We start from the raw sequence: 19,437 nt of genomic DNA on the forward strand, positions 1-19,437 counted from the left end.
GGCTTATCCCTGGTTAGATGCGGTGGAGACGTACCGAACCTCGGGATCGAGGCGCGGCTGGTCTCCGGGTCGGATCGCCGGGCGGAAGCGCACGAGACGCTTCTGTGGCCCGGGGAGCGAGCCCTTGATCAACGCGTACGGGCCGTCGACTTCGCCGTAGTTGACGAAGCCGCCGTCGACCGTCGCGTCCGCGCCGTCACCGATGTCGATGAGGCGCTTGTTCAGTTCCGTCCGCTGGTGGTAGCCGGTCTGCCCCTGCTGGGGGACCGTCGAGCGGACGCGGCTTGGGTTCCAGGGGCCGAGGTTCCCGATGCGGCGGCGCCAGCCCTGCCGGGCGTGTTTGCCCTTGCGTTTCTGGACGCCCCAGCGTTTGACGGGACCCTGGGTCCCTTTCCCCTTCGTGACGCCGCTCGCGTCGAGATACTCGCCGGCGCGGAACACGTCGTTCATGACGTGTTCGCCGCCGTCGGCGAGGACCTCGAGTGCGAAGTCGACGCGCTCGTCGATCGAGCCGCCGCCGACACGGGTCTCCATCACGTCGGGTTTCTTCTTCGGCACCGACTGGATCTCGCCGGGAACAGTGTGGGTGATGACCCGCACGTCCGCGACGCGACCCCCCTCGAGGTAGCCACGGAGTTCGTCCTCCGCGGCGTCTGCGTCGTAGTCGTCTCCGGGAAGGTCCAGGACGCGGTCGAGTTCGGGAGCGAACTCGTCGGTCCAGACCTCGGTTAGCGGCTTCATTCCATACGGCGTGTCTTCGTACGCACGCAGGGCGACGGCGCGCATCGGCGGCGTCTCCACGATAGTGACGGGGATGGTCTGTTCCATCCCTTCAGTCGGCGAGTTAGCCTCGTCGTCGATCATCACCACGTGGGTCATGCCGGCCTTGTAGCCCGCGAAGCCCTGGAGCGTCGGCTGTCCTTCGTCGTCCGGCCACGAGTTAAAGCGAGGGACCTCGCTGGTCGCCCGCTTCCGTGGGCCGAACCCGAGTGAGCCTTTGCGTGGTGCGTGTTGTTGTGGCATTCTATCACGCTCTCAGTGAGAGAGCAGCGAGGGTGGCGAACATCGCTTCCTCCGTTCGCACCACCTCGCTGCCCTGGTTCGGAACCGTATTCAACCAGAGGTCGAACCCCGGATCCGCTGTGGGTTCGACGTTGCTGTCGTCGCCGTCTCGTCGCCCCGCTGGGTCGACGCCGACGGTCGACGCCTCGACTCCGAGGATGTCCGGCAGCCCTCGCTCGGGTGCGCCGAACGCGACGGTCATCCCGTCGCGGTCGACGCGCCCGGCCAGCGTCTCGAGCCGTCCCACGGTGAGTTCCTCACCGAATCGGGAGGCGGCGATACAGACGCCGGCGTCCTCACGGCCGAGTGCTGCGGAGAGGTCCGTCTGCTCGACTGCAAACCCCGGGAGGGGCTCGTCGACGAGCTTTGCCCGGACCGGTCGTCGCGAAGAGATCCTGACGGTCACGCGCTCTCCCTCGTCGACCGCCATTTTTGGCGGGACGACGAGTGAGATCGGGTGTTGCAAGCCGCAATTGACCCGCACGCGTTGATCAGGTCCGACCTCGGTCACGATTCCTTGTCTTAACGACCCCAAACCGTTCGATTCGGAGCCGGTCTGTGACATGGCGCGGAGCGGCGGCAAGACGCCCGCGTACTCCAGTTCGTCCCGCTTGCCCCACGCCTCCTTTCGGAGGTACGGTGGCGTCGCGGCGTACCGCAGTACGGTGCTTACGAACCCGCCGTCGAATCGCCCGGATTCGCCGTCCCGATCGGGGAAGACGACCAGGCGATCAGCCCGGAAGATCGTCGCCGCGCGGGCGACGTAGCCGAGTTTGCGAGTCGCCTCGCGTTTGTCCTCGGCTTCTCGAGCGAGCGACGACGGCACGAGTACGCTGACGGTCATGCCGTGACGCTTCGGCGCCTCGTCACTAGACTGTAGCGATTCTTGCGTACAGGGTCTTAAAAGGGTAGCGGATTCGTTTCCGGGTGTGAGCGGTTCACAGTCCAGAATTCGTGATAATTCGGGGCACGGTCACGATAGAACGAGAGACGGTCACGATCGTCGACGTTCCCTCCGACCGACGAACACCGCACCGAGCAGCAAAAGCGAGATCAGGAAGTCGAACAGGTGTGCAGTCAGGTGGTGGACGAACATCGGCACCAGTTCCATCACCGTTCCGAGTCCGACGACGGCGCGCAGTACGAGGAGTCCAAGCGCCGTCGTGATCAGCAGGTAGGTGACGCTTCGGCGTCTGTACCATGCGAAGAGTCCGACGACGAACAGCGCACCAGTCCCACTCGCAGCCAGCAGTATCACCGAAATCAGCAGGGGTGACCCGCTCACTTCCGGGTAGGCACCGAGCGGCATCGTCGCATCGATAACGCCGAACATTCGCCACCAGCACTCGACGATTTTCAATGTTGGTTCTCGTACTAACTCGACATTAACCTGTCTTCCGATTCCCACGCAGTGAAAATGCGCGTCAGACCTACTCTAAAGAGGTTACAAGATTCGCATAACGGCCAAGAGCGACCAGCCACCGATGGCAGTCGATCTCGTCGGTGGTCGACGTCCCCAACGTCTACCGCGACTGCGCTCTCGGCCACGCATACGGACCGACCCTGAGAGCTGACCCATGACAGATACGCGCCGACAGATCCACGACTACATCGAATCCAATCCCGGCATTCACTTCAACGCGCTCGTGCGCGAGCTCGACCTCGCGTCGGGACAGGTACAGTACCACGTCCGCAAACTCAGCCGTGCCAGCGAGATCGTCGACGAGCACGTCTACGGGCAGACCCACTACTATCCGCCGACGTACTCGGAATGGGAGCGGGCCGCCATCGCTCTGTTCCGCCGCGAAACCAGCCGCGAACTCCTCTGCTATCTGCTCGCCAACGGTCCTGCCCGGCCCGACGACGTGGCAGACTCGATCGGCATCGCCCGGAGCACACTCGAGTGGCACTTGAATCGCCTCATCGAACAGGACGTCGTCAGGAAACGCCACACCGCAGAGGGGGTCATCCTCGACCTGACCCGGCCCGACGAGACCAGAGACCTCCTCGAGGAGGTCACGCCGTCGACCGTCGACCGCCTCGTCGATCGGTTCATGGCGCTGGTCGACGACGCACTCGAGCCAGAACAGTAGCCAGTCGCGCGCGTTCTTCGGCTGACACCGTTTGCTACCGGCTGCTTCTCACGTCTCGTCTCGCAGGTTGTCATCACGACCCACGAGCGACTCGAGGAGCGCCACGAAACCACGAGACAGCGGTACGATAGCTGTCTGATGCGAATTCGAAAGAATCGAATCGGCGATCTGGTATGATACGTCGTCGCCATCCACAGCCCGACCGATTCGCAACCCTTATACATCCATGCCGAATTAGATGAGAGTGCAGCAAGGAAGTAGGGCGCTGGTAGTGTAGTGGTATCACGTGACCTTGCCATGGTCACAACCTGGGTTCAAATCCCAGCCAGCGCATTTCTCCGAACACAACGTCACGAGCGTTGCGTAGCAACGCGAGTATTCGTGTTCGGATAGATCGGCTTTGAATTTGAATCAGACGAGTCGCAGCCCGGAATGGCGAGCGAAGCGAGCCACACGCCCGGAGCGTCTCGGTGTGGTTCAAATCCCAGCCAGCGCACTTCTCTGAATTCAATCCCACGAGCGACCGCGATACGCGTCTCGAGTGTCCCACCCGAGAAACGACTCGGGGGGGCCGACCAGAGCCGACCAGCCGAGAAAGAATTGATTACCCGCGAGCGTCGGCGCTCGCACTCGAGTAACAACGTATTTCGTCAGGGTTTCACACGTCTGTGTCGTCGTCGGCAACCGAGAGTTCGGCCGTCGAAACAGTATTAACTTGCTGAAAGCCATGTGTGAACGATAGTAATGACATCACGAATGTAACGTTCGGTCACTAATCTCGTCGCCGATTGACTTTTGTAGTATGAGTCTCTACGCATCAATGGACGATTGAACGATAGGAATCGCAATGCAAACGAAAGTATCTTCCACGGACGAGCAGTACGGTCCCCGGTACGACCGAGCGAACGATCGGTACGTCCTCCACTACGACGAGGACGGTAGCGCGACGTTAACGACGACGATCGTACACGGGCTCGCAGCCATCGCGGACATCAACGTCACCCAGGGCGAGTTCTCGCTGTACGACTGCGTCGATCCGGACGCACTCGAGCACATCTTCGGCTCGAAAGCCGACGGATCGGAGCGAACGATCGGACACGTCGCGTTCACCGCCCTCGATCACGACGTCTACGTGTACGCGAACGGCGACATCTTCGTGTACCCGCCCGCTGACGCCTCCCGCCCACCCCTCCCCGCTGACGACGGCCGCAGACGACGGTAGTCCGGCCACCCCTCCGACAGGTCTTTTCCCCTCGACGTTCTCGAGGTTCGTATGACGGTCATCGCGTTTCTGAGCGTCGCACCGGTCGTCGAGGGGAGTATGGCCGGCGAGGTCGCGAAGGCAGTCGACGCACTCGACGAGTTCGACGTCGCCTACGAGACGACGCCGATGGGGACGACGATCGAAGCCGACGACGTCGCCGAACTGTTCGCCGCCGCACGGGCGGCCCACGAGGCAGTCGACGCAGACCGGGTGAGTACGGTGTTGAAGATCGACGACAAACGAACGAGTGAGGGAACCGCCGAGGAGAAAGTCGCGGCGGTGGAGGAACACCTCGGGAGAGAAGCGACGAATCGCGACGAGTAACGTCCGGGAATCGCCGCCGCGGATTTTCTCGTTCGAATGCGATCGGAGCCACAGCGCTGGGGAGCGACGACGTCGTGGGAATCCGGTCGATCGCGGAGAAACGGCGAAAGAGTGGAGTCCGACCGACTCGAGCGTTACCGGTTGGTGTCGGACGGATCGCTCCGTCCGTCGGTCGCGGTAGCCCCCGCCGCATCGAGTTCGGGTTCACCGACAACCTTCTGGACCGCGTAGAGGCCGATGGCAGCGACGAGCGCGCCGATCTGGACGAACAGATCGGGGTGGACCATGGCCACGATACCCAGGACGAAGAAGATGACCCGGGAACCCGCGGTGCCGCCTCGGCCGAAGGAGAACCGGTAGTTGATCCCGTGGATGATCGCCAGGGCACCGAGCATGGCGATGAATCCGGCGGACAGTGAGGCCGTGGTGAACTCGCCCGAGACGACCTCGGGGTGGTAGATGAAGACGAACGGGAGGACGTAAAGCGGTGCCGAGATCTTGAGCCCTTCCCAGGCCGTCTCCATGAAGTCCGCCCCTGCGATGCCGCAGGCGACGGCGGCGCACGTGGCGATCGGCGGCGTCAGTCCCGCGAGGATCGCCGCGTAGAACACGAAGTAGTGGGCCGCGAGATCGGGGAGCATGAACTGGTTCACCAGCGTCGGCGCGACCAGCAGTGCCACGACGGTGTAGGCCGCGGTGGTCGGCATTCCCAGGCCGAGAATGATACAGATGACCATCGACATGATCGCCGCGACGAGCAGGACACCACCGGAGAGGTCCATCAGCGCGAGCGAGATCGACGTCGGGACGCCGGTGGTCATCAGGATGTCGACGACGCCGTTGATTGCCGCGAGGATGATCGCGACCGGCGCGAGAACCACTGCACCCTCGCGAGCACCGTCGACGGTTTGCTTGAGGACGTCGACGAACGCCGCCGTCACGTCCGAGCCCTTGTAGACGGATTTCACGATCGGGAACGTCGTCCCGGTCGCGATCATCGCGATCGTGGTGTAGAGCGCGGCAGTCTGGACCGTGTACTGGATGATCCCGAGCACGTAGATGAGGACGGCGAGCGGGATGAGGAACTTGAGACCGTCGAAGGCTAATTCGCCGGTCGACTTCGCCTCCTCGAAGTAGCCTTCCATCTCGGGATCGTCGATCTGGGGTGCCGCCACGTAGTGGACCGCGACGGCGATCGAGACGACGAGGATGGCCGCGGGGATGAGTCCCGCGACGATCACGTCGACGTACGTGATCTCCATGATCAGCGAGCCCATGATGAACGCCGCCGCACCCATGACGGGCGGCAGCACCTGTCCCGACGTCGACGCGACCGCTTCGATTCCGCCTGCGGTCGCCGGTTTGACGCCGTTTTCTTTCATCATCGGGATCGTGAACGAACCGGTCATCCCGGCGTTTGCGGTCTGGCTCCCGTTGACAGAGCCGATGACGGCGCTCGCGATGACCGCCGTCTGTGCGACGCCCGAACTCACGTACTTCGCCGAACGGACCGCGAGTCGCAGGATGAGGTCGAACGCGCCGTACCCTTTGAGCAGACCGGCGTACAGCAAGAACAGGGCGATCCAGGTCGCGACGAGGCGGTTGAGCGATCCGAAGAAGCCCTGGACCTCGAGGACGAGCGTCCGGAGCATCCGTTCGGGGGTGATTCCACCGTGTCCGAGCATACCCGGAACGAGGTCACCGAACAGCCCGTACGCGATCCCGGCGAGCAAAACGACCAGGAAGGTCATTCCGAACGACCGCCAGGTCAGGTAAACGATCACGAGCGTGAACGCGAGTGCGAGCGCGAGCTGGGGGGTCGTCGCAGTTCCGAGGGTCTCCTGGTACAACGACTTGAAGTTGGAGAACATGTACGCCGTCGTGATGACGATTACGACGGACGAGACCGCGAGCAACGCCAGCGAGAGATAGTTCTCCTCTTCGATGACGTCCCGCAGGTCGTCGATGACGTACAGGATCAGAACACCCCCGAGGAACGCGATCCCGTACTTGGCCGTAGCGATCATCTGGGTGTGGGCGTAGGCGATGACGCCGACCCAGAAGAGGAGTGCACCGATAGTGAGTACGGTGTCGAGAGGTCGCTGGTTCCGTTCGGTATCGAGAGTACCCATACCTATTTCACCTTATCGTGCGCGCGATGCCGCCAGCAGTTGACTGTCTATCAGTTATCAGCATAGCTAAACAATCGATGATGCAGTTTAACGCCCGTTACTCGGCTTCGCCGCGGGTCCAGGCGTCGTCCCAGACGCCTTCCTCATCGAAGAAGTCGGCGACGCCCGGGTGGACCTCGAGGCCCTCCATGACCGCCGCGGTCATCGTTTCGGGGTCGGAGTGGTCGAGCGTCGTCGGGTCGGACTCGCGGAGCGTATCGTGGTGTTCGCTGGCGACGCGAGCGATTTCTTTCGTCGCCTCGGCGGGGATATCCGGACCGAACGCCCACTGGGCGGCCAGTGCCCAGCTAGTGACTTCGTTCGTGATCCCGGTGACGTCCTGGTTCCAGCCGTAGGGTTCGAACGTCTGCTTGAGCGCGCCGGGCGTGTCGTCGATTGCCTGCTCGAAGTTCTCGTCGACTTCGATCGCCCGAAGACCGTCCGCACGCGCGTCGACTTCCTGGACCCAGCCCGAGAGGTCGACGCCGTTGGCGCCGTAGACACACAGTGCGTCGACGTTGCCCTCCTCGACGGTGCCGGGAACGTCCGTCGTGTCACCGTTGTAGATTTCGTTGTCCTCCCAGAGGCCGGCACGCTGGATCACTTCCTCGGTCAGGAGCCGGGTACCGAAGCCGGGCTGGATCGGGTAGATCGTGTAGCCGCCCTCGGCGAGGTCGGCGGTCGACTCGATGCCCGAGTCCTCGGTCGCGACCCAGTAGATCTGGAGTTGCGTGAAAACGAACCCCTGCATCGGCAACTCGTCGACGGGATTGTCCGCGAAAGGCCCCTCCTCGTTCATCGCCTTCGACAGCGAATTGTTGTCGACGGCCATCGCCGGGATGTTGCCGCCGTCGTACTCCTGGAGGTTCGCCGTCCATCCGCTCGTGACCTGCGGATCGACCCGCACCGTGTCGCTGTGTTCGTTGAGACCGCGAGCGAGCGCCTGAGCAGCCGCCTGACTCGAACTGTTCTGCGACGTCGCACCGATCGTCACGGTAATCGTATCGTCGCTACCGAGACAGCCTGCAAGGCTAATGACGCCTGCTGCACCGATTCCCTTCAACATATCACGTCGGGTAGATGAGTTCATCGTTGCCATCTGGACTGATCCAGACGCCTCTCCGATTTAAGCATATTGAATTCCGAGTAGAAAATCGTTAAATATCTACATCAATATTCGCCTATAGGTGTGGGTATCCACGAAATTTCAAGCAATATACTCGTGCTGAAGCCGGCTCCGGCTCCCGAGTAATATCATCAATACCCAGATAAATATCAAATTCACTCGTCGAACGGTTACCGACGTCAGATTTCACGCAAAATTCAGACGCGTTGAACGAACTCGACGACGTATCCGTTCGGATCTCGGACAAACGCCACTCGCCGATCGATCTCGGTCATCGTCGTCGGTTCCTCGAGTATCGCACAGTCGGTCTCCTTGCGGACGCGGTCGACGACCGAATCCGTGTCCTCGACGCCGATCGCGACGTGATCGATACCCGCGGGTTCGGGAGCAGTTTCGTCGGGATCGTGTTTGAACTGGATCTCCGCGCCGTCGGGAGTGCCGACGTAGACGTTCTCGACGCCGTCGTCGCCGGTGAATCCCCACGTGTTCTCGAGGTCGAGCACGTCGAGGTAGAACGTTTTCGCCGCGTCGATGTCGTCGACCCACAGTGCGGTGTGAATGAGCTCCATAGAGACGCTGTATCTGGACCGATTATAAGAGTTCGCAGATCGCCCGCTAGTGGCGATAGACGAGGGCCACGAGCAGGACGAGCGCCACGAGCGCCGCCAGAGCCAACATCGTCCACGCCGTCGCGTACCCACGGACGTCGACGAGGTAGCCAAACGCCGGCGGTGCGAGCAAGGCCCCGCAGTTGAGCGCGATCTGGCCGCCCGCGGTCGCACTGCCGACACCCTCGGTGGGGACGAGCGATCCGATACACGAGTAGTAGATCCCCGTGAAGCCGAGGATGAAAAAGCCGAGTAGCGAAAAGAGGACGAGCGCGAGCGGTGGCGTGTCGACGACCGTGACCGCAAGAAAGAGCAGGAACGACGCGCCCGCCTGCGAGACGAGGATGTACAGCGTCGAGGTCGTAAGCGGCACCGAGAGCCTGTCGGCGAGCCAGCCGAAGCCGACGCGACCCACGCTCCCGAAGACCTGTGCAGCGGCGAGAGTGAGACCCGCGAAGACGACGCTCGCGCCGACGGCTTCTTCGACGTAGAGGATCGTGTACCCGATCGTCGTAAACAGCCCCGCCCCGAGGAAGAAGCCCGCAGCCGTCAACAGTGCGTACGCCCGGTTCCGGAAGTGGCTCCGAATGCCGACCGAGTCGGTATCGCCGCCGTCGCCGCTCGCCTCGTAGACCGCCCAGAAAACGACGCTCACGATCGCTGCGGCCGCCGTTGCGAGCAGGAAGGCGACCTCCCAGCCGAATCGCGTCGCGCCGAACCACGGGACGAGGACGGCGCTGATCCCGCTTCCGGCGGTGACGCCCACCTGCTTGATCCCCATCGACGTGTTGAGCCGCTCGGGCGGAATCGCGTTGAACACGGCCTTGTTGGTCCCCGGCATCGCCGTCGCGTAGAACGCACCGAGCACGAACACCGCACCGAGCAGCGCGAGGTACGACGGTGCAAGCGTGACCCCGGCCGCGCCCACTCCGAGGCCGACCAGTCCGACGACCAGCACCCGATCCTCGCCGTACTCGTCGGTGATCGACCCGACCGGGACCAGAAAGAGCGTATACCCGAACGTCAGCGCCGTCAACATCACGCCCACGAACGTCGCCGAGACGCCGAACTCGTCCCTGACGAACGGCGTCACCGCGTACATCGCGTAAAAGCAGACGCTGGCGGTAACCTGCCAGAGGAGGATTAGCGCCGTGTACCCCTTCCACCCTCGGACTCGAACACCGGTTTCGAACACGCCGCTCATCGTCTGCGTACCTGTGCTTCGGATTCCAGTCGACTGGCGTTGTCGTTTCTCTGGTCGTCTCTCATCGTCTTCACTCGAGTAGTCCGTCTCGCCACGAACGGTACACAAGTGGCCGGATGCGTACTGCCACCGGCGTCGCCACGGCGGGGAACGGCGGTCACACCGGAACGACGGTCACCGGCCGGTCGCTGTCGAGGATGACTGCCTGGGTAACGCTCCCGAACAGTACCTTCCCGACGGGCGATCGACGTCGTGCGCCGAGGACGATCGTGTCGACGTCGAACTCGCCTGCCAGCTCGAGGATGGCGGATGCCGGATCGCCGGCGACGTCGTGGATGGTCGACTCGACGCCGGCGTCGGCGAACAGGTCGGTGACGAGATCTGCGGTGTCCGGGAGTCCCTGGAGGTCTTCGATGTTCGCGTTGATCTCGTCGATGTACGACGACCCGGCTTCGTCGGCTGGCGCGTCGATCTCCTCGTAAACGTACAGGACGTCGACGCGCACCTCGTCGGCGCTCCGTGGCAGATCGAGGACTGCCTCCGCCTGTGCACTCGCTCGCGCTTCGTCGGCGTCGATCGGCAGCAGTACGCGGTACATGTGCGCCACCACAGAGAGGAGATATATCAAACTCCCCAAAGCGGGCCGGGCGAGCGCGACCGATCCAGTCGACGACGCCGTGCCTCGATGGCCCAAAAGGAATCGCCTTCCGGCCAGCAGACGAGAGCAGAACGCTCAAAACAGATCGGACGAGAGTCACGATATGGAACAGACGACACTCGAGGTCGACGGCATGGCCTGTGGCGGCTGCGAACAGAACGTCCGCGACGCACTCGAGGCGATTTCGGGCGTCTCCTCGGCGACGGCAGACCACGAGCGCGACGAGATTCCGCGTCGAACACGACCCGTCGACGGTCGACGAGGCCGCGATCGGCGACGCGATCGAGGACGCCGGATACGACGTGGCGGACTGACGGGCACGTCGCCCGACGCGTCTCGCCAACAGACGAACTGGCAAACTGTTTTAGGCGGGAGGGAGAACCTCCGTTCATGGAGAGTCTCAACCGGATGGCGATCGAGCTGGTCGACGAAGCCCTCGAGTACGCCGAGGAGCTGAACGTCGGCGCGTACGAACTCGAGAACGAGGCGACGGTGCTCGACTTCGGCGTCGAGTTCGACGGTGGACTCGAGGCGGGTCTGCTGGCGGCCGAGATTCAGACGGCGGGGCTGGCGACGCCGTCGCGGGAGCTGGCGGAGCTCGACGGTGCACCGATCCCGCACGTAGAGCTCTCGACGGACCAGCCTGCGCTCGCGCTGTTGTGTTCCCAGAAGGCCGGCTGGGAGCTGGCGACCGATGACTTCGAGGGACTCGGCAGCGGTCCGGCCCGCGCGCTCGTCGCCGAGGAGGACGAGTTCCAGCGGATCGGCTACACGGACGCATTCGACCTGACCGCACTCGCCGTCGAGACCGACGAGCACCCGACCGAGGCGGCAGCCGAACAGGTCGCCGACTTCGCCGACGTCGAGACGAACGGGGTCTTCCTGCTCGCTTACCCGACCGCGAGCCTCGTCGGGAGCGTCACGAACGCGGCTCGAGCCGCCGAACTCGCCACGTTCCGGCTGGCCGAACTGGGCTACGACCCGCTCGACGTCGTCTCGGCCTCCGGCCGTGCGCCGGTCGCACCCGTCGCGGCCGACGAACGAGCGGCCATCGCGCGGACGAACGACGCGCTCGCATACGGCGGGACGGCCCACCTCGTCGTCCGGGAGGAGTTCGACCGCTTCGACGAGATTCCCTCGACTGCAGCCGACGAACACGGCCGGCCGTTCGCCGAAATCTTCGAGGATCTCGAGTGGTCGTTCGCGGAGACGCCCGCGGAGCTGTTCGCCCCGGCGAAAGTCACCGTCGACGTGCTGGGCGGTCCGACGCACGTCTACGGCGAGACGAACGAGTCGCTGGTCGCCGACTCCTTCGACCTGTAACCGTGCAGTTCAAACTCGTTCCCGAGGCGCCCGAGGACCTCGAGTCTGTCGCGGCCGTCCAGCAGGCGGTGCCGCTGATCCCCGCGAACGAGGACGACTGCTGTGCGCGGATCATGCGCCGGACCGAGATCGCGCCGCGAGACGAGGCCCGGACATGGCTCACCTTCCTGCGTGCGCTCGGGCTGGCAGAGGAGGGGTCGTCCGGATTCACCCGGACGCAGCGCGATCCGGACCCCGAGGACCTGCGTCGAACGGTTCGCGAACAGATCTACGGCGTCGAGGACGTCCTCGAGACGCTCGAGGCCGCCGACGGGCCGCTGGCGGCCGACGAAGTGTACGAACGATTTCGCGAGAAGATTCCCCAGTACGAGCAGTACCGGTACGGCGACCGGGTCGACGAGATCTGGCGCGAGCGCGTCGAGCGGATCCTCGAGTGGGCGGTCGTGCTGGATCTCGCCGAGCGTAGCGAAAGCGGGTATCGTCGCGAACGGACGGCGGCGTAGTCGGCCCGTCAGTCGACCGGGTCGACGTCAGTCACCGTCCCGACGCCCTTGCTCCGGCCCTCACGGAAGACGAACTTCTGTCCCTCCTCGACCAGGTACGGCCGGAACTTGAACCGAACGCGGGTCTTCCCGCTGTCGCCCGGCAGGAGGCGGCCGTCTTCGGGGTAGAACGCCGCGGCCTCGCCGATCGTCTCGAGGTGGACGACGGGTTCGTAGCCGTCGCCGATCCGGGTCGGGTGGTTGAGCACCATCACCTCGGCCTCGAACTCGCGGACCGGCGTGGGGTCGGCGTCGGCGGGGAGAAGAACCATTCCGCGCTCGATGACGGACTCTTTGATCCCCTTGAGCGCGATGCCGACGATCCGGCCGGCCTGTGCCCGGTCGACACGGTGGTAGTGCATCTCGATCGAGCGCACTTCGACTTCCTCGAAGTGACCGTCGGGCATCGGGCCGAGCAGGAGGTCGTCCCCGGCCTCGACCTCGCCGGCCATCACGGTGCCGGAGGCGACCGCACCGACGCCGGTGACGGAGTAGCTTCGGTCGACGTACATCCGGAACTCGCCGTCGTCGTCGGTGGTCTTCGGGAGGCGATCGAACAGTTCGTCGAGCGTCTCGAGTCCCGCCATCGTGACGGCGCTGGTCTCGACGATCGGGACGACGGTGTCGCCGATCTCCTCGACGGCCGCGTCGACGCCGTGGCGCTCGATCCGCAGTGGGGATTTGCCGACGTCGCGCAGCAGGCGCTCGACCTCGCGTTCGACCTCGGCGACCCGCTCGTCGTCGACGAGGTCGGTCTTGGTGAGCGCGACGATCGTCGGGAGGTCGGTGGCGAGCAAGACGCCCAGGTGTTCGCGCGTGGTCCGGGTCGGTCCGTCGTCTGCGGCGACCACGAGCAGGCCGTAGTCGAGTTTCTGCCCGACGAGTCCGCGAATCGTCGTCCGCAGCCACGGCTCGTGGCCAACGGTGTCGACGAAGGAGACGAGGCGGTCGGCCTCCTCGACGACCTGTGCGCGGTCGGCCTTGCGGTCGGGGTTTCGCACGTGGACCGGCCCGTCGTCGTCGAAGCCGTAGACGGCGTACGAGAGGTCGGCGGAGAGCCCCCGTTCGACCTCGTGGGGCTGGACGTCGAGGTACGCCCGCGTCCCGCCGTCGCCGTCGTCCGCGGTTCCGGTGATCAGCGACCCGACCAGCGTGCTCTTGCCGTGGTCAACGTGGCCGGCCGTCCCGACGACGACGTGTTCGTCGTCGGTCTCGAGAACGGCACCGTCACAGATCGTCGCGACGCCGACGAGTCCGTCTTTGACGCCCCACGTCTGGACGTCGTCGATGTGGGCACCGGCCTCCTCGGCCAGCAGCGAGAGGACGTCCATCGTCTCGGAGAAGGTGTCGGGATCGATACCAGCGAGGCCGCCGTCGTCGGTCACACCGACGACGTACGTCGCCTCGCCGTCGCCGGAGAGAACGCGGTGTCGAAGCTGGGCGGCCAGACTCTCCCGTCGGCCGTCCGCGAGGTGGACGTCCTGCAGGAGTCGTTCCTTGAACTCGATGCTGCCACCGTCCTGTTCGCCACGTTCCAGGGCCCGCTCCAGCAGGGCCCGGTCACGGCTCATGTGCCCCGCTAGAGGGCCACACAGCAAAAGGCTTCCCGTCGTTCGTCAATCGATGACACAGTTGCGGTCCCGAGCTAGTCGTTGAGACGCTCGTACGCTGCGGTCACACGTTTGAACGTCTCCTCGTCGCCGCCGCGGTCGGGGTGGACCTCCTTGACCTTCTGGCGGTAGGCGCGTTTGATCTCCGCGGGATCGGCGTCGGTGCTGACGCCGAGTACCTTCCGGGCTTCGGCACGCGACGGGCCCTGCTCCGGGCGGGGTGGACGATTCCGGGCACCGCCCCTGCGTGCTCTCGAGTCGGCCCCGACGCCGAACCGGGCACGCGCCTCGCGTTCGGCTCGAGTGCGAGCACGTCCGCGCGAGCGCGGTCCCGCACCGAAACCCCCACGCGATCGAGTGCGAGATTGCGACTCGAAGTCGTCGCGACGGCGGCCCTGCTGTCGCTGGTAAACTGCCTCCGCGAGTTTCCCGCTGCCGTGGTAGTACATGAAGTAACTGGTCAGTCCGAGCGGGACGGCGACGACCAGCGCGAACGGCTGACCACTGACGGCAGCGCCGCCTACCAGCAGCGCTGCCATGCCTGCGAACACCGCGGCCAATGCGAGAACGAACGGCGACCGTTGCACGACCTATTCTTCGGAGTGCACACTCCTAAAGTTCACGCCAACGGCCGGATAGGCGGCGACGAGGTCGCACCTCGAGGCGGGTTGCGTTCGCGCCGCGAGGTGGTGACTACGGCCCGGTTTCAAGCCGCTCGAGACCGTACGTCTCGCCATGAGCATCACTGGCCTGTGCCAGATTTGCGAATCCCGCTCCGCCGAACACCGGTGTGACAACTGCGGGGCCCTCGTCTGTGAGGTACACTACGACGCCGACCTCGGCCTGTGTGCAGACTGCGCCGCCCAGGCGCGGCCCGCTCGAGAGCGAGACGAGACCGACACCTACCGGTTCTGATGGTCTCGATTCGCGACCTGCTGTCGGAGTCGCTCGCCATCGGCGAGACGTTCTGTCTCGAACTCGAGCAACGAGACGACCTGCTCGTCGCCGACCACCCGTACGCCGCGAGTCCGATGGACGTCGCCGTCGTCGAGGGGGTAGAGCGGCTCGAGGAACGCCCGCCCACTGACCCGGTCGAGGTCGAGATCGTCGGCCGGATCGTCGACGACCGGATCGCCGGCCGCGTCGTCGGACTCGAGTGCGACGACGACTCGACCAGAGGGGATCGCGTCGGCGTCACTGCGAGTGAGCGGTGAGAGCGCCGCCAGTTCTGGCGCAGTGAGGGGGGTGATAGCTTTATCGTGTTGCACGTTGTCGTGTGCCATGGTTTTCACCAATGACGCAGGAATGGACCCTCAAGGGGGACTACGTCGAAGCCTGCAACTGCGACGTCGCGTGCCAGTGTATCTGGATGGAGCAACCGGACGACGGCGTCTGTAACGCCTCGCTGGCGTGGCACATCGAAGAGGGACGCTACGGCGACGTGGACCTGGACGGGTTAGACGTCGGGATGCTCATCTCGACAGAGGAGGGCGTCATGTTCAATCCCGAGACGGAGTGGGACGTCGTACTCCTCGTCGACGAGACGGCCGACGACGACCAGCGCGAGGCCCTCGAGGACATCTACTTCGGTCGCGCCGGCGGAATCTGGGCGGCCGTCGCCGACGCGCACGTCAGGTCCGCCGACGTCGCGACCGTGCCGATCAGGTTCTCCAGGGACGGATCGGACTTCGCCGTCGAGGTCGGGGACGTCGTCGAGATGGACGCGAGCGGTGTGGTCGGGTTCAACGAGGAAGTCGGCACGATCGCACCCCACCCGCTGACGGCAAACCACGAGATGCAGACCGGCAAGTCGACGACGGCGACCGTCTCCTACGACGACCGGTTCACGTGGGACGTCTCGGAGAACAACGCCTACCTCGGCGACTTCGAACTGGCGAACGCCTGATGAGGGCGGGCGGGGCACCGATCCAACCGATCAGCCATGGGGACACGTGATTCGTTTCGAGACTGGGTTCGCGTCCGTCCCGGCCCGATCGTCGCGCTCGTTACCTACGTGACCGCGCTGCTCGCGTGGACGGCAGTCGTCGGCCGCTGGCTTCCGATGCCAGGCGGCGAGATGGGCACGGGGATGCGAATGTCCGATCCGGGAGTGCCGGAGGCGATGGCACTCTCGAACGGCGCGACAGGTATCGGCCTCTACCTGGGCATGTGGGGCGTGATGATGATCGCCATGATGTACCCGTCGTCGGTCCCGCTGTTTCGGCTATACGCCAGGACGCTCGAGGGAACGACGACCGCGGGGAAAGCGGTACGCGTCGGGGCGTTCGTCGGAACGTACTCGCTCGTGTGGACGCTGACGGGAGTCGTCCCGCTCGCCGTCAACGCGCTGGTGCCGATCGCCACCCTCGCGAACGCCCACGGCGGACTCCTGATGGGCGGGACGTTGCTCCTCCTGTCGGGCTATCAGCTCTCGCCGTACAAGTACCGGTGCCTGCGATACTGTCGGTCGCCGCTCGGCTTTCTCATGAGCCACCACCGATCGGGGGTTCGCGGTGCCGTCCGGACGAGCTGGCAGTTCGGCGTGTTCTGTGTCGGGTGTTGCTGGGCGCTGTTCGCGTTCATGGTGATCGTGGGCTCGATGAACGTCGTCTGGATGGCGCTCATCGCAGTCGCGCTCTCGCTCGAGCGGACGGTCGCGCGGGGAGAACAGCTGGCGCGGGCGGTCGGCGTTCTCGCTGGTGTCACCGGTATCGCCGTCGTCGTGACCGCGACGATGTAGGGACCGGCGTGGTCGTCGAGGCGACGACCGGTTTCCACGCGCCGATCAGTCGCGGTACTGATTCAACCGCTGTTTCAGCCGCTTTGCAGCCTGCCCGGAGACGGCGGCGAACTCCTCACCTGCGTCTTCACCGGCGAAGATGATCCCGCGCGAGGAGTTGACGAGGCCGACGCCGTTTGCGAGGCCGTATTCGACGGCGGCCTCGGCGTCGCCACCCTGGGCACCGACGCCGGGGACGAGAAACGGCAGGTCGGGCACCTGCTCGCGGAGGTCCTCGAGTTCTTCTGGCTTCGTCGCGCCGACGACGAGGCCGACGTTGTCGTTCTCGTTCCAGAGGTCGGCGAGGGCGGCGACACGCTCGTAGAGCGGTTCACCCGTCTCGAGTTCGAGGTCCTGCAGGTCGGCCCCGCCGGGGTTCGAGGTCCGACAGAGGACGAAGACGCCCGACTCCTCGTCGGCGAGAAACGGCTGCAGCGAGTCCCGTCCCATGTAGGGGTTGACGGTGATCGCGTCGGCCGTCTCGAGGGTCTTCGCGTACTGGCGGGCCGTGTTTCCGATGTCCGCTCGTTTCGCGTCCAGCAGGACGGGGACGTCCTTGCCGTGGGCGTAGGCGATCGTCTCCTCGAGTGCGCGCCAGCCGTCGGGGTCCTCGTAGAAGGCGGCGTTGGGCTTGAAGACGGCGGCGTGTTCGTGGGTGGCGTCGATGATCCGGCGGTTGAACGCCCACCGGGGGAGGTCGTGGTCGCGCAGGTGATCGGGGATGCGATCCAGGTCGGGGTCGAGACCGACCGAGACGACGCTGTCGACCGTCCGGATGCGGTCGTGCAGCCGGTCGAAGAAGTTCATGAACGAGGTAGCGCGCGTGCGTTCCAAGTAGGTTACGAACCCGACCGTGGCCCGGTTCGGGGGACACTCGAGACGCGAGTCGATCGGCGACGGCCGCCTCGACGTCACGGATGGTCGACGAGCGGTCGACCTTCGCGTGCACGCCACGTCACGGTCACGACCGCCAGTACGCCGGCGTGAAGATGACGAGCACGGAGAGGATCTCGAGGCGGCCGATCCACATGAGAAACACCATGTAGAGTTTCGCTGCGTTCGAGAACGGGTAGTAGCTCTCCATCGGCCCGACGAGGCCGAACCCCGGGCCGACGTTCCCGAGCGTCGCGATCGTGGCGCTCGTCGCCTCGAGCGCCGACAGCGACAGTCCCGTGCGATGGGCGTCGAGAAACAGGAGGACGGTCGAGACCACGAACAGCGTCAGGAACAGCCCGACGAAGACGAAGATGCTGTGGATCGTGTCCTCGTCGACGACGTCACCAGCCTTGCCCATTCGAACCGGACGCACCGCCTGCGGGTGGACGATCTTGAACATCTCGCGGTGCATCGAGGCCTGGATGACGTACCAGCGGACGATCTTGACGGAGCCGGCCGCCGAACCGGCCGATCCTCCGAGGAACATCGCGAACAGGAGGATCACCTTCGTCGACGGGTCCCAGGTGTTGAAGTCCATGCTCGCGTAGCCGGTCGTCGTCACGATCGCGATCGCCTGGAAGAGCCCCTGACGAAGCGAGTGCTCGAGGTCGCCCGGGAGCGGGTCGATCGCCGGCGTCTCGGCGAGGCCGACGCCCAGAAACAGCAGGCCAGACAGGAGGACGCCGACGACGCCCATCGCGAAGAGGTACGTGCGGAACTCGGGGTTTCGCTGCAGTCGGTCGGGCTGGCCCCGTACCGCGTACCAGTACAGCGCGAAGTTCGTCCCCGCGACGATCATAAACAGCATGACGGCCCACTGGACGGCCGGCGTGAACGCCTCGACGCTTCGCGCCTCGGGCGAGAACCCGCCCGTGGGCAACGTCGTGAGCGCGTGTGCGACCGCGTTGTAGAAGGTCATGTTCGGGGCCAGCCCCACGAGGTGAAGCCCGTAGTAGACGGCGACGGCGAGGACGGTGAACCCGGCGTAGATCGCCCAGAGCGCCCGCGCCGTGTCTCGAATGCGCGGCGTGAGCTTCTCGACCTCGATGCCGGGGGCCTCCTCCCGGATGAGCTGGGTGCCACCGACCGACAGCTCCGAGAGGATCGCGACCATCAACACGAGAATTCCCATGCCGCCGAGCCACTGGGTGAGCTGTCGCCACAGCAGCATCGACCGGGAGTGGCGTTCGACGGAAATCTCGCCGAGAACCGTCGCGCCGGTCGTCGTAAACCCGCTCATGCTCTCGAACAGCGCGTCCACCGGGTGGGCGACGGTCCCCTGACCGGCGACGAGGTACGGGATCGTCCCGACGAGGGGCACGACCAGCCAGGTGAGCGAGACCAGCAAGAACGCTTCCCGGTGGCCGAGCATCGGCTCCGGTTCGAGGCGCTCGAGCGCCAGCCCGACCGCGACGGCGACGACCAGCGCGACGAGAAACGGCACGGGGCTCTCGCGGTAGTACACTGCGACGGCGGTCGGAAACAGGAGCGTCAGCGAGAGGTACTTCAGTACCGTCCCGACGTAACTGACACTCGAGCGATAATCGACGTGTAGGTTCCTGCTCATCGGTTCTCGTCTGGATCGAACGGTGTCGTCGAACTGCGTCCACACCCCGCCGGTCGACGTCGGCGCGGTCTGCCGTATCTGCGTAGACTCGCAGACCACTCATAAACGCTGTGACTCGTTTGCCGCGGATCGTCTCGAAGCGCCAGCGCGACCGGTCTGGCCGTCCCGTC

21 protein-coding genes, 1 tRNA gene and 1 pseudogene are annotated in these 19,437 nt (G+C 64.9%); 11 read left to right on the forward strand and 12 right to left on the reverse strand.

The features are described from left to right. Positions 1-3: 3 nt before the first annotated feature. The 3 genes from MU558_RS00440 to MU558_RS00450 all read right to left on the reverse strand — a co-directional run bounded on the left by MU558_RS00440 (position 4) and on the right by MU558_RS00450 (position 2,395). Positions 4-1,023, reverse strand: a complete 1,020-nt coding sequence (locus tag MU558_RS00440; protein WP_246970938.1) for a 50S ribosomal protein L3 — start codon at positions 1,021-1,023, stop codon at positions 4-6. 4 nt (positions 1,024-1,027) lie between these two features. Beyond that, complete coding sequence (locus MU558_RS00445; RefSeq protein WP_246970941.1) at positions 1,028-1,906, reverse strand: putative RNA uridine N3 methyltransferase; 879 nt, start codon at positions 1,904-1,906, stop codon at positions 1,028-1,030. 150 nt (positions 1,907-2,056) lie between these two features. Next, complete coding sequence (locus MU558_RS00450; RefSeq protein WP_246970944.1) at positions 2,057-2,395, reverse strand: DUF7471 family protein; 339 nt, start codon at positions 2,393-2,395, stop codon at positions 2,057-2,059. Between the two features lie 244 nt (positions 2,396-2,639). Here MU558_RS00450 and MU558_RS00455 point away from each other — a divergent pair, with 244 nt between their 5' ends. The 4 genes from MU558_RS00455 (at position 2,640) to MU558_RS00470 (ending at position 4,743) form a co-directional block, all read left to right on the forward strand. Further along, positions 2,640-3,155: a winged helix-turn-helix transcriptional regulator gene (locus MU558_RS00455; protein WP_246970947.1), complete on the forward strand. Its 516-nt coding sequence runs from the start codon at positions 2,640-2,642 to the stop codon at positions 3,153-3,155. A gap of 262 nt (positions 3,156-3,417) precedes the next feature. Beyond that, positions 3,418-3,488 (forward strand) — tRNA-Gly (locus tag MU558_RS00460). Positions 3,489-4,002: 514 nt separating this feature from the next. Then, the gene (locus MU558_RS00465) at positions 4,003-4,377 is read left to right on the forward strand and encodes a HalOD1 output domain-containing protein (protein WP_246970949.1); all 375 of its coding nucleotides are present in this window, start codon (positions 4,003-4,005) and stop codon (positions 4,375-4,377) included. 51 nt (positions 4,378-4,428) lie between these two features. Then, on the forward strand, positions 4,429-4,743 hold the full coding sequence (locus MU558_RS00470) for an MTH1187 family thiamine-binding protein (RefSeq protein ID WP_246970951.1): 315 nt from the start codon (positions 4,429-4,431) through the stop codon (positions 4,741-4,743). A 134-nt stretch (positions 4,744-4,877) separates the two neighbouring features. On the opposite strand, the gene MU558_RS00475 is transcribed toward MU558_RS00470, so the two are convergent. The 5 genes from MU558_RS00475 to MU558_RS00495 form a co-directional block, all read right to left on the reverse strand. Continuing rightward, the gene (locus MU558_RS00475) at positions 4,878-6,875 is read right to left on the reverse strand and encodes a TRAP transporter permease (RefSeq protein ID WP_246970953.1); all 1,998 of its coding nucleotides are present in this window, start codon (positions 6,873-6,875) and stop codon (positions 4,878-4,880) included. Between the two features lie 97 nt (positions 6,876-6,972). Beyond that, positions 6,973-7,977: a TAXI family TRAP transporter solute-binding subunit gene (locus MU558_RS00480; protein ID WP_377071389.1), complete on the reverse strand. Its 1,005-nt coding sequence runs from the start codon at positions 7,975-7,977 to the stop codon at positions 6,973-6,975. Between the two features lie 260 nt (positions 7,978-8,237). Then, a complete protein-coding gene (locus MU558_RS00485; protein WP_246970957.1) occupies positions 8,238-8,609 on the reverse strand; it encodes a VOC family protein in 372 nt (123 codons plus the stop codon). A 46-nt stretch (positions 8,610-8,655) separates the two neighbouring features. Further along, a complete protein-coding gene (locus MU558_RS00490) occupies positions 8,656-9,852 on the reverse strand; it encodes an MFS transporter (protein WP_246970960.1) in 1,197 nt (398 codons plus the stop codon). Between the two features lie 157 nt (positions 9,853-10,009). After that, positions 10,010-10,450 carry a universal stress protein gene (locus tag MU558_RS00495; RefSeq protein WP_246970963.1) on the reverse strand — a complete coding sequence of 147 codons (441 nt, stop codon included), beginning with the start codon at positions 10,448-10,450 and terminating at the stop codon, positions 10,010-10,012. A 163-nt stretch (positions 10,451-10,613) separates the two neighbouring features. Here MU558_RS00495 and MU558_RS00500 point away from each other — a divergent pair. From MU558_RS00500 to MU558_RS00510, 3 genes and pseudogenes are all read left to right on the forward strand, one after another. Continuing rightward, positions 10,614-10,824 (forward strand): annotated as a pseudogene (locus MU558_RS00500) (heavy-metal-associated domain-containing protein). A gap of 76 nt (positions 10,825-10,900) precedes the next feature. Then, positions 10,901-11,833 carry a methenyltetrahydromethanopterin cyclohydrolase gene (gene mch / locus MU558_RS00505; RefSeq protein ID WP_246970965.1) on the forward strand — a complete coding sequence of 311 codons (933 nt, stop codon included), beginning with the start codon at positions 10,901-10,903 and terminating at the stop codon, positions 11,831-11,833. 2 nt (positions 11,834-11,835) lie between these two features. Further along, complete coding sequence (locus tag MU558_RS00510; RefSeq protein ID WP_246970967.1) at positions 11,836-12,336, forward strand: double winged helix-containing putative transcriptional regulator; 501 nt, start codon at positions 11,836-11,838, stop codon at positions 12,334-12,336. 8 nt (positions 12,337-12,344) lie between these two features. On the opposite strand, the gene MU558_RS00515 is transcribed toward MU558_RS00510, so the two are convergent. Beyond that, positions 12,345-13,946, reverse strand: a complete 1,602-nt coding sequence (locus tag MU558_RS00515; RefSeq protein WP_246970969.1) for a GTPBP1 family GTP-binding protein — start codon at positions 13,944-13,946, stop codon at positions 12,345-12,347. A gap of 74 nt (positions 13,947-14,020) precedes the next feature. Next, the gene (locus MU558_RS00520; RefSeq protein WP_246970971.1) at positions 14,021-14,572 is read right to left on the reverse strand and encodes a J domain-containing protein; all 552 of its coding nucleotides are present in this window, start codon (positions 14,570-14,572) and stop codon (positions 14,021-14,023) included. Between the two features lie 148 nt (positions 14,573-14,720). Here MU558_RS00520 and MU558_RS00525 point away from each other — a divergent pair, with 148 nt between their 5' ends. The 4 genes from MU558_RS00525 (at position 14,721) to MU558_RS00540 (ending at position 16,725) form a co-directional block, all read left to right on the forward strand. Then, a complete protein-coding gene (locus tag MU558_RS00525; RefSeq protein ID WP_246970973.1) occupies positions 14,721-14,900 on the forward strand; it encodes a hypothetical protein in 180 nt (59 codons plus the stop codon). Further along, entirely contained in the window at positions 14,900-15,199 is a 300-nt protein-coding gene (locus MU558_RS00530; RefSeq protein ID WP_246970975.1) for a hypothetical protein, read from the forward strand. The genes MU558_RS00525 and MU558_RS00530 overlap by 1 nt, the downstream gene beginning before the upstream one ends. Positions 15,200-15,279: 80 nt before the next feature. Beyond that, positions 15,280-15,891, forward strand: coding sequence for a DUF1326 domain-containing protein (locus MU558_RS00535; protein WP_246970978.1), 612 nt, complete (start codon positions 15,280-15,282; stop codon positions 15,889-15,891). Between the two features lie 36 nt (positions 15,892-15,927). Continuing rightward, the gene (locus MU558_RS00540) at positions 15,928-16,725 is read left to right on the forward strand and encodes a DUF2182 domain-containing protein (RefSeq protein ID WP_246970980.1); all 798 of its coding nucleotides are present in this window, start codon (positions 15,928-15,930) and stop codon (positions 16,723-16,725) included. A 45-nt stretch (positions 16,726-16,770) separates the two neighbouring features. On the opposite strand, the gene pyrF is transcribed toward MU558_RS00540, so the two are convergent. Together pyrF and MU558_RS00550 are read right to left on the reverse strand one after the other, a co-directional pair. Then, on the reverse strand, positions 16,771-17,571 hold the full coding sequence (pyrF, locus tag MU558_RS00545; RefSeq protein ID WP_246970983.1) for an orotidine-5'-phosphate decarboxylase: 801 nt from the start codon (positions 17,569-17,571) through the stop codon (positions 16,771-16,773). 154 nt (positions 17,572-17,725) lie between these two features. Then, on the reverse strand, positions 17,726-19,267 hold the full coding sequence (locus tag MU558_RS00550) for a TrkH family potassium uptake protein (RefSeq protein ID WP_246970986.1): 1,542 nt from the start codon (positions 19,265-19,267) through the stop codon (positions 17,726-17,728). Between the last annotated feature and the right edge of the window lie 170 nt (positions 19,268-19,437).

The sequence above is a fragment of the Natribaculum luteum genome (assembly GCF_023008545.1).
In the GTDB taxonomy this organism is placed as follows: Archaea; Halobacteriota; Halobacteria; order Halobacteriales; family Natrialbaceae; genus Natribaculum; species Natribaculum luteum.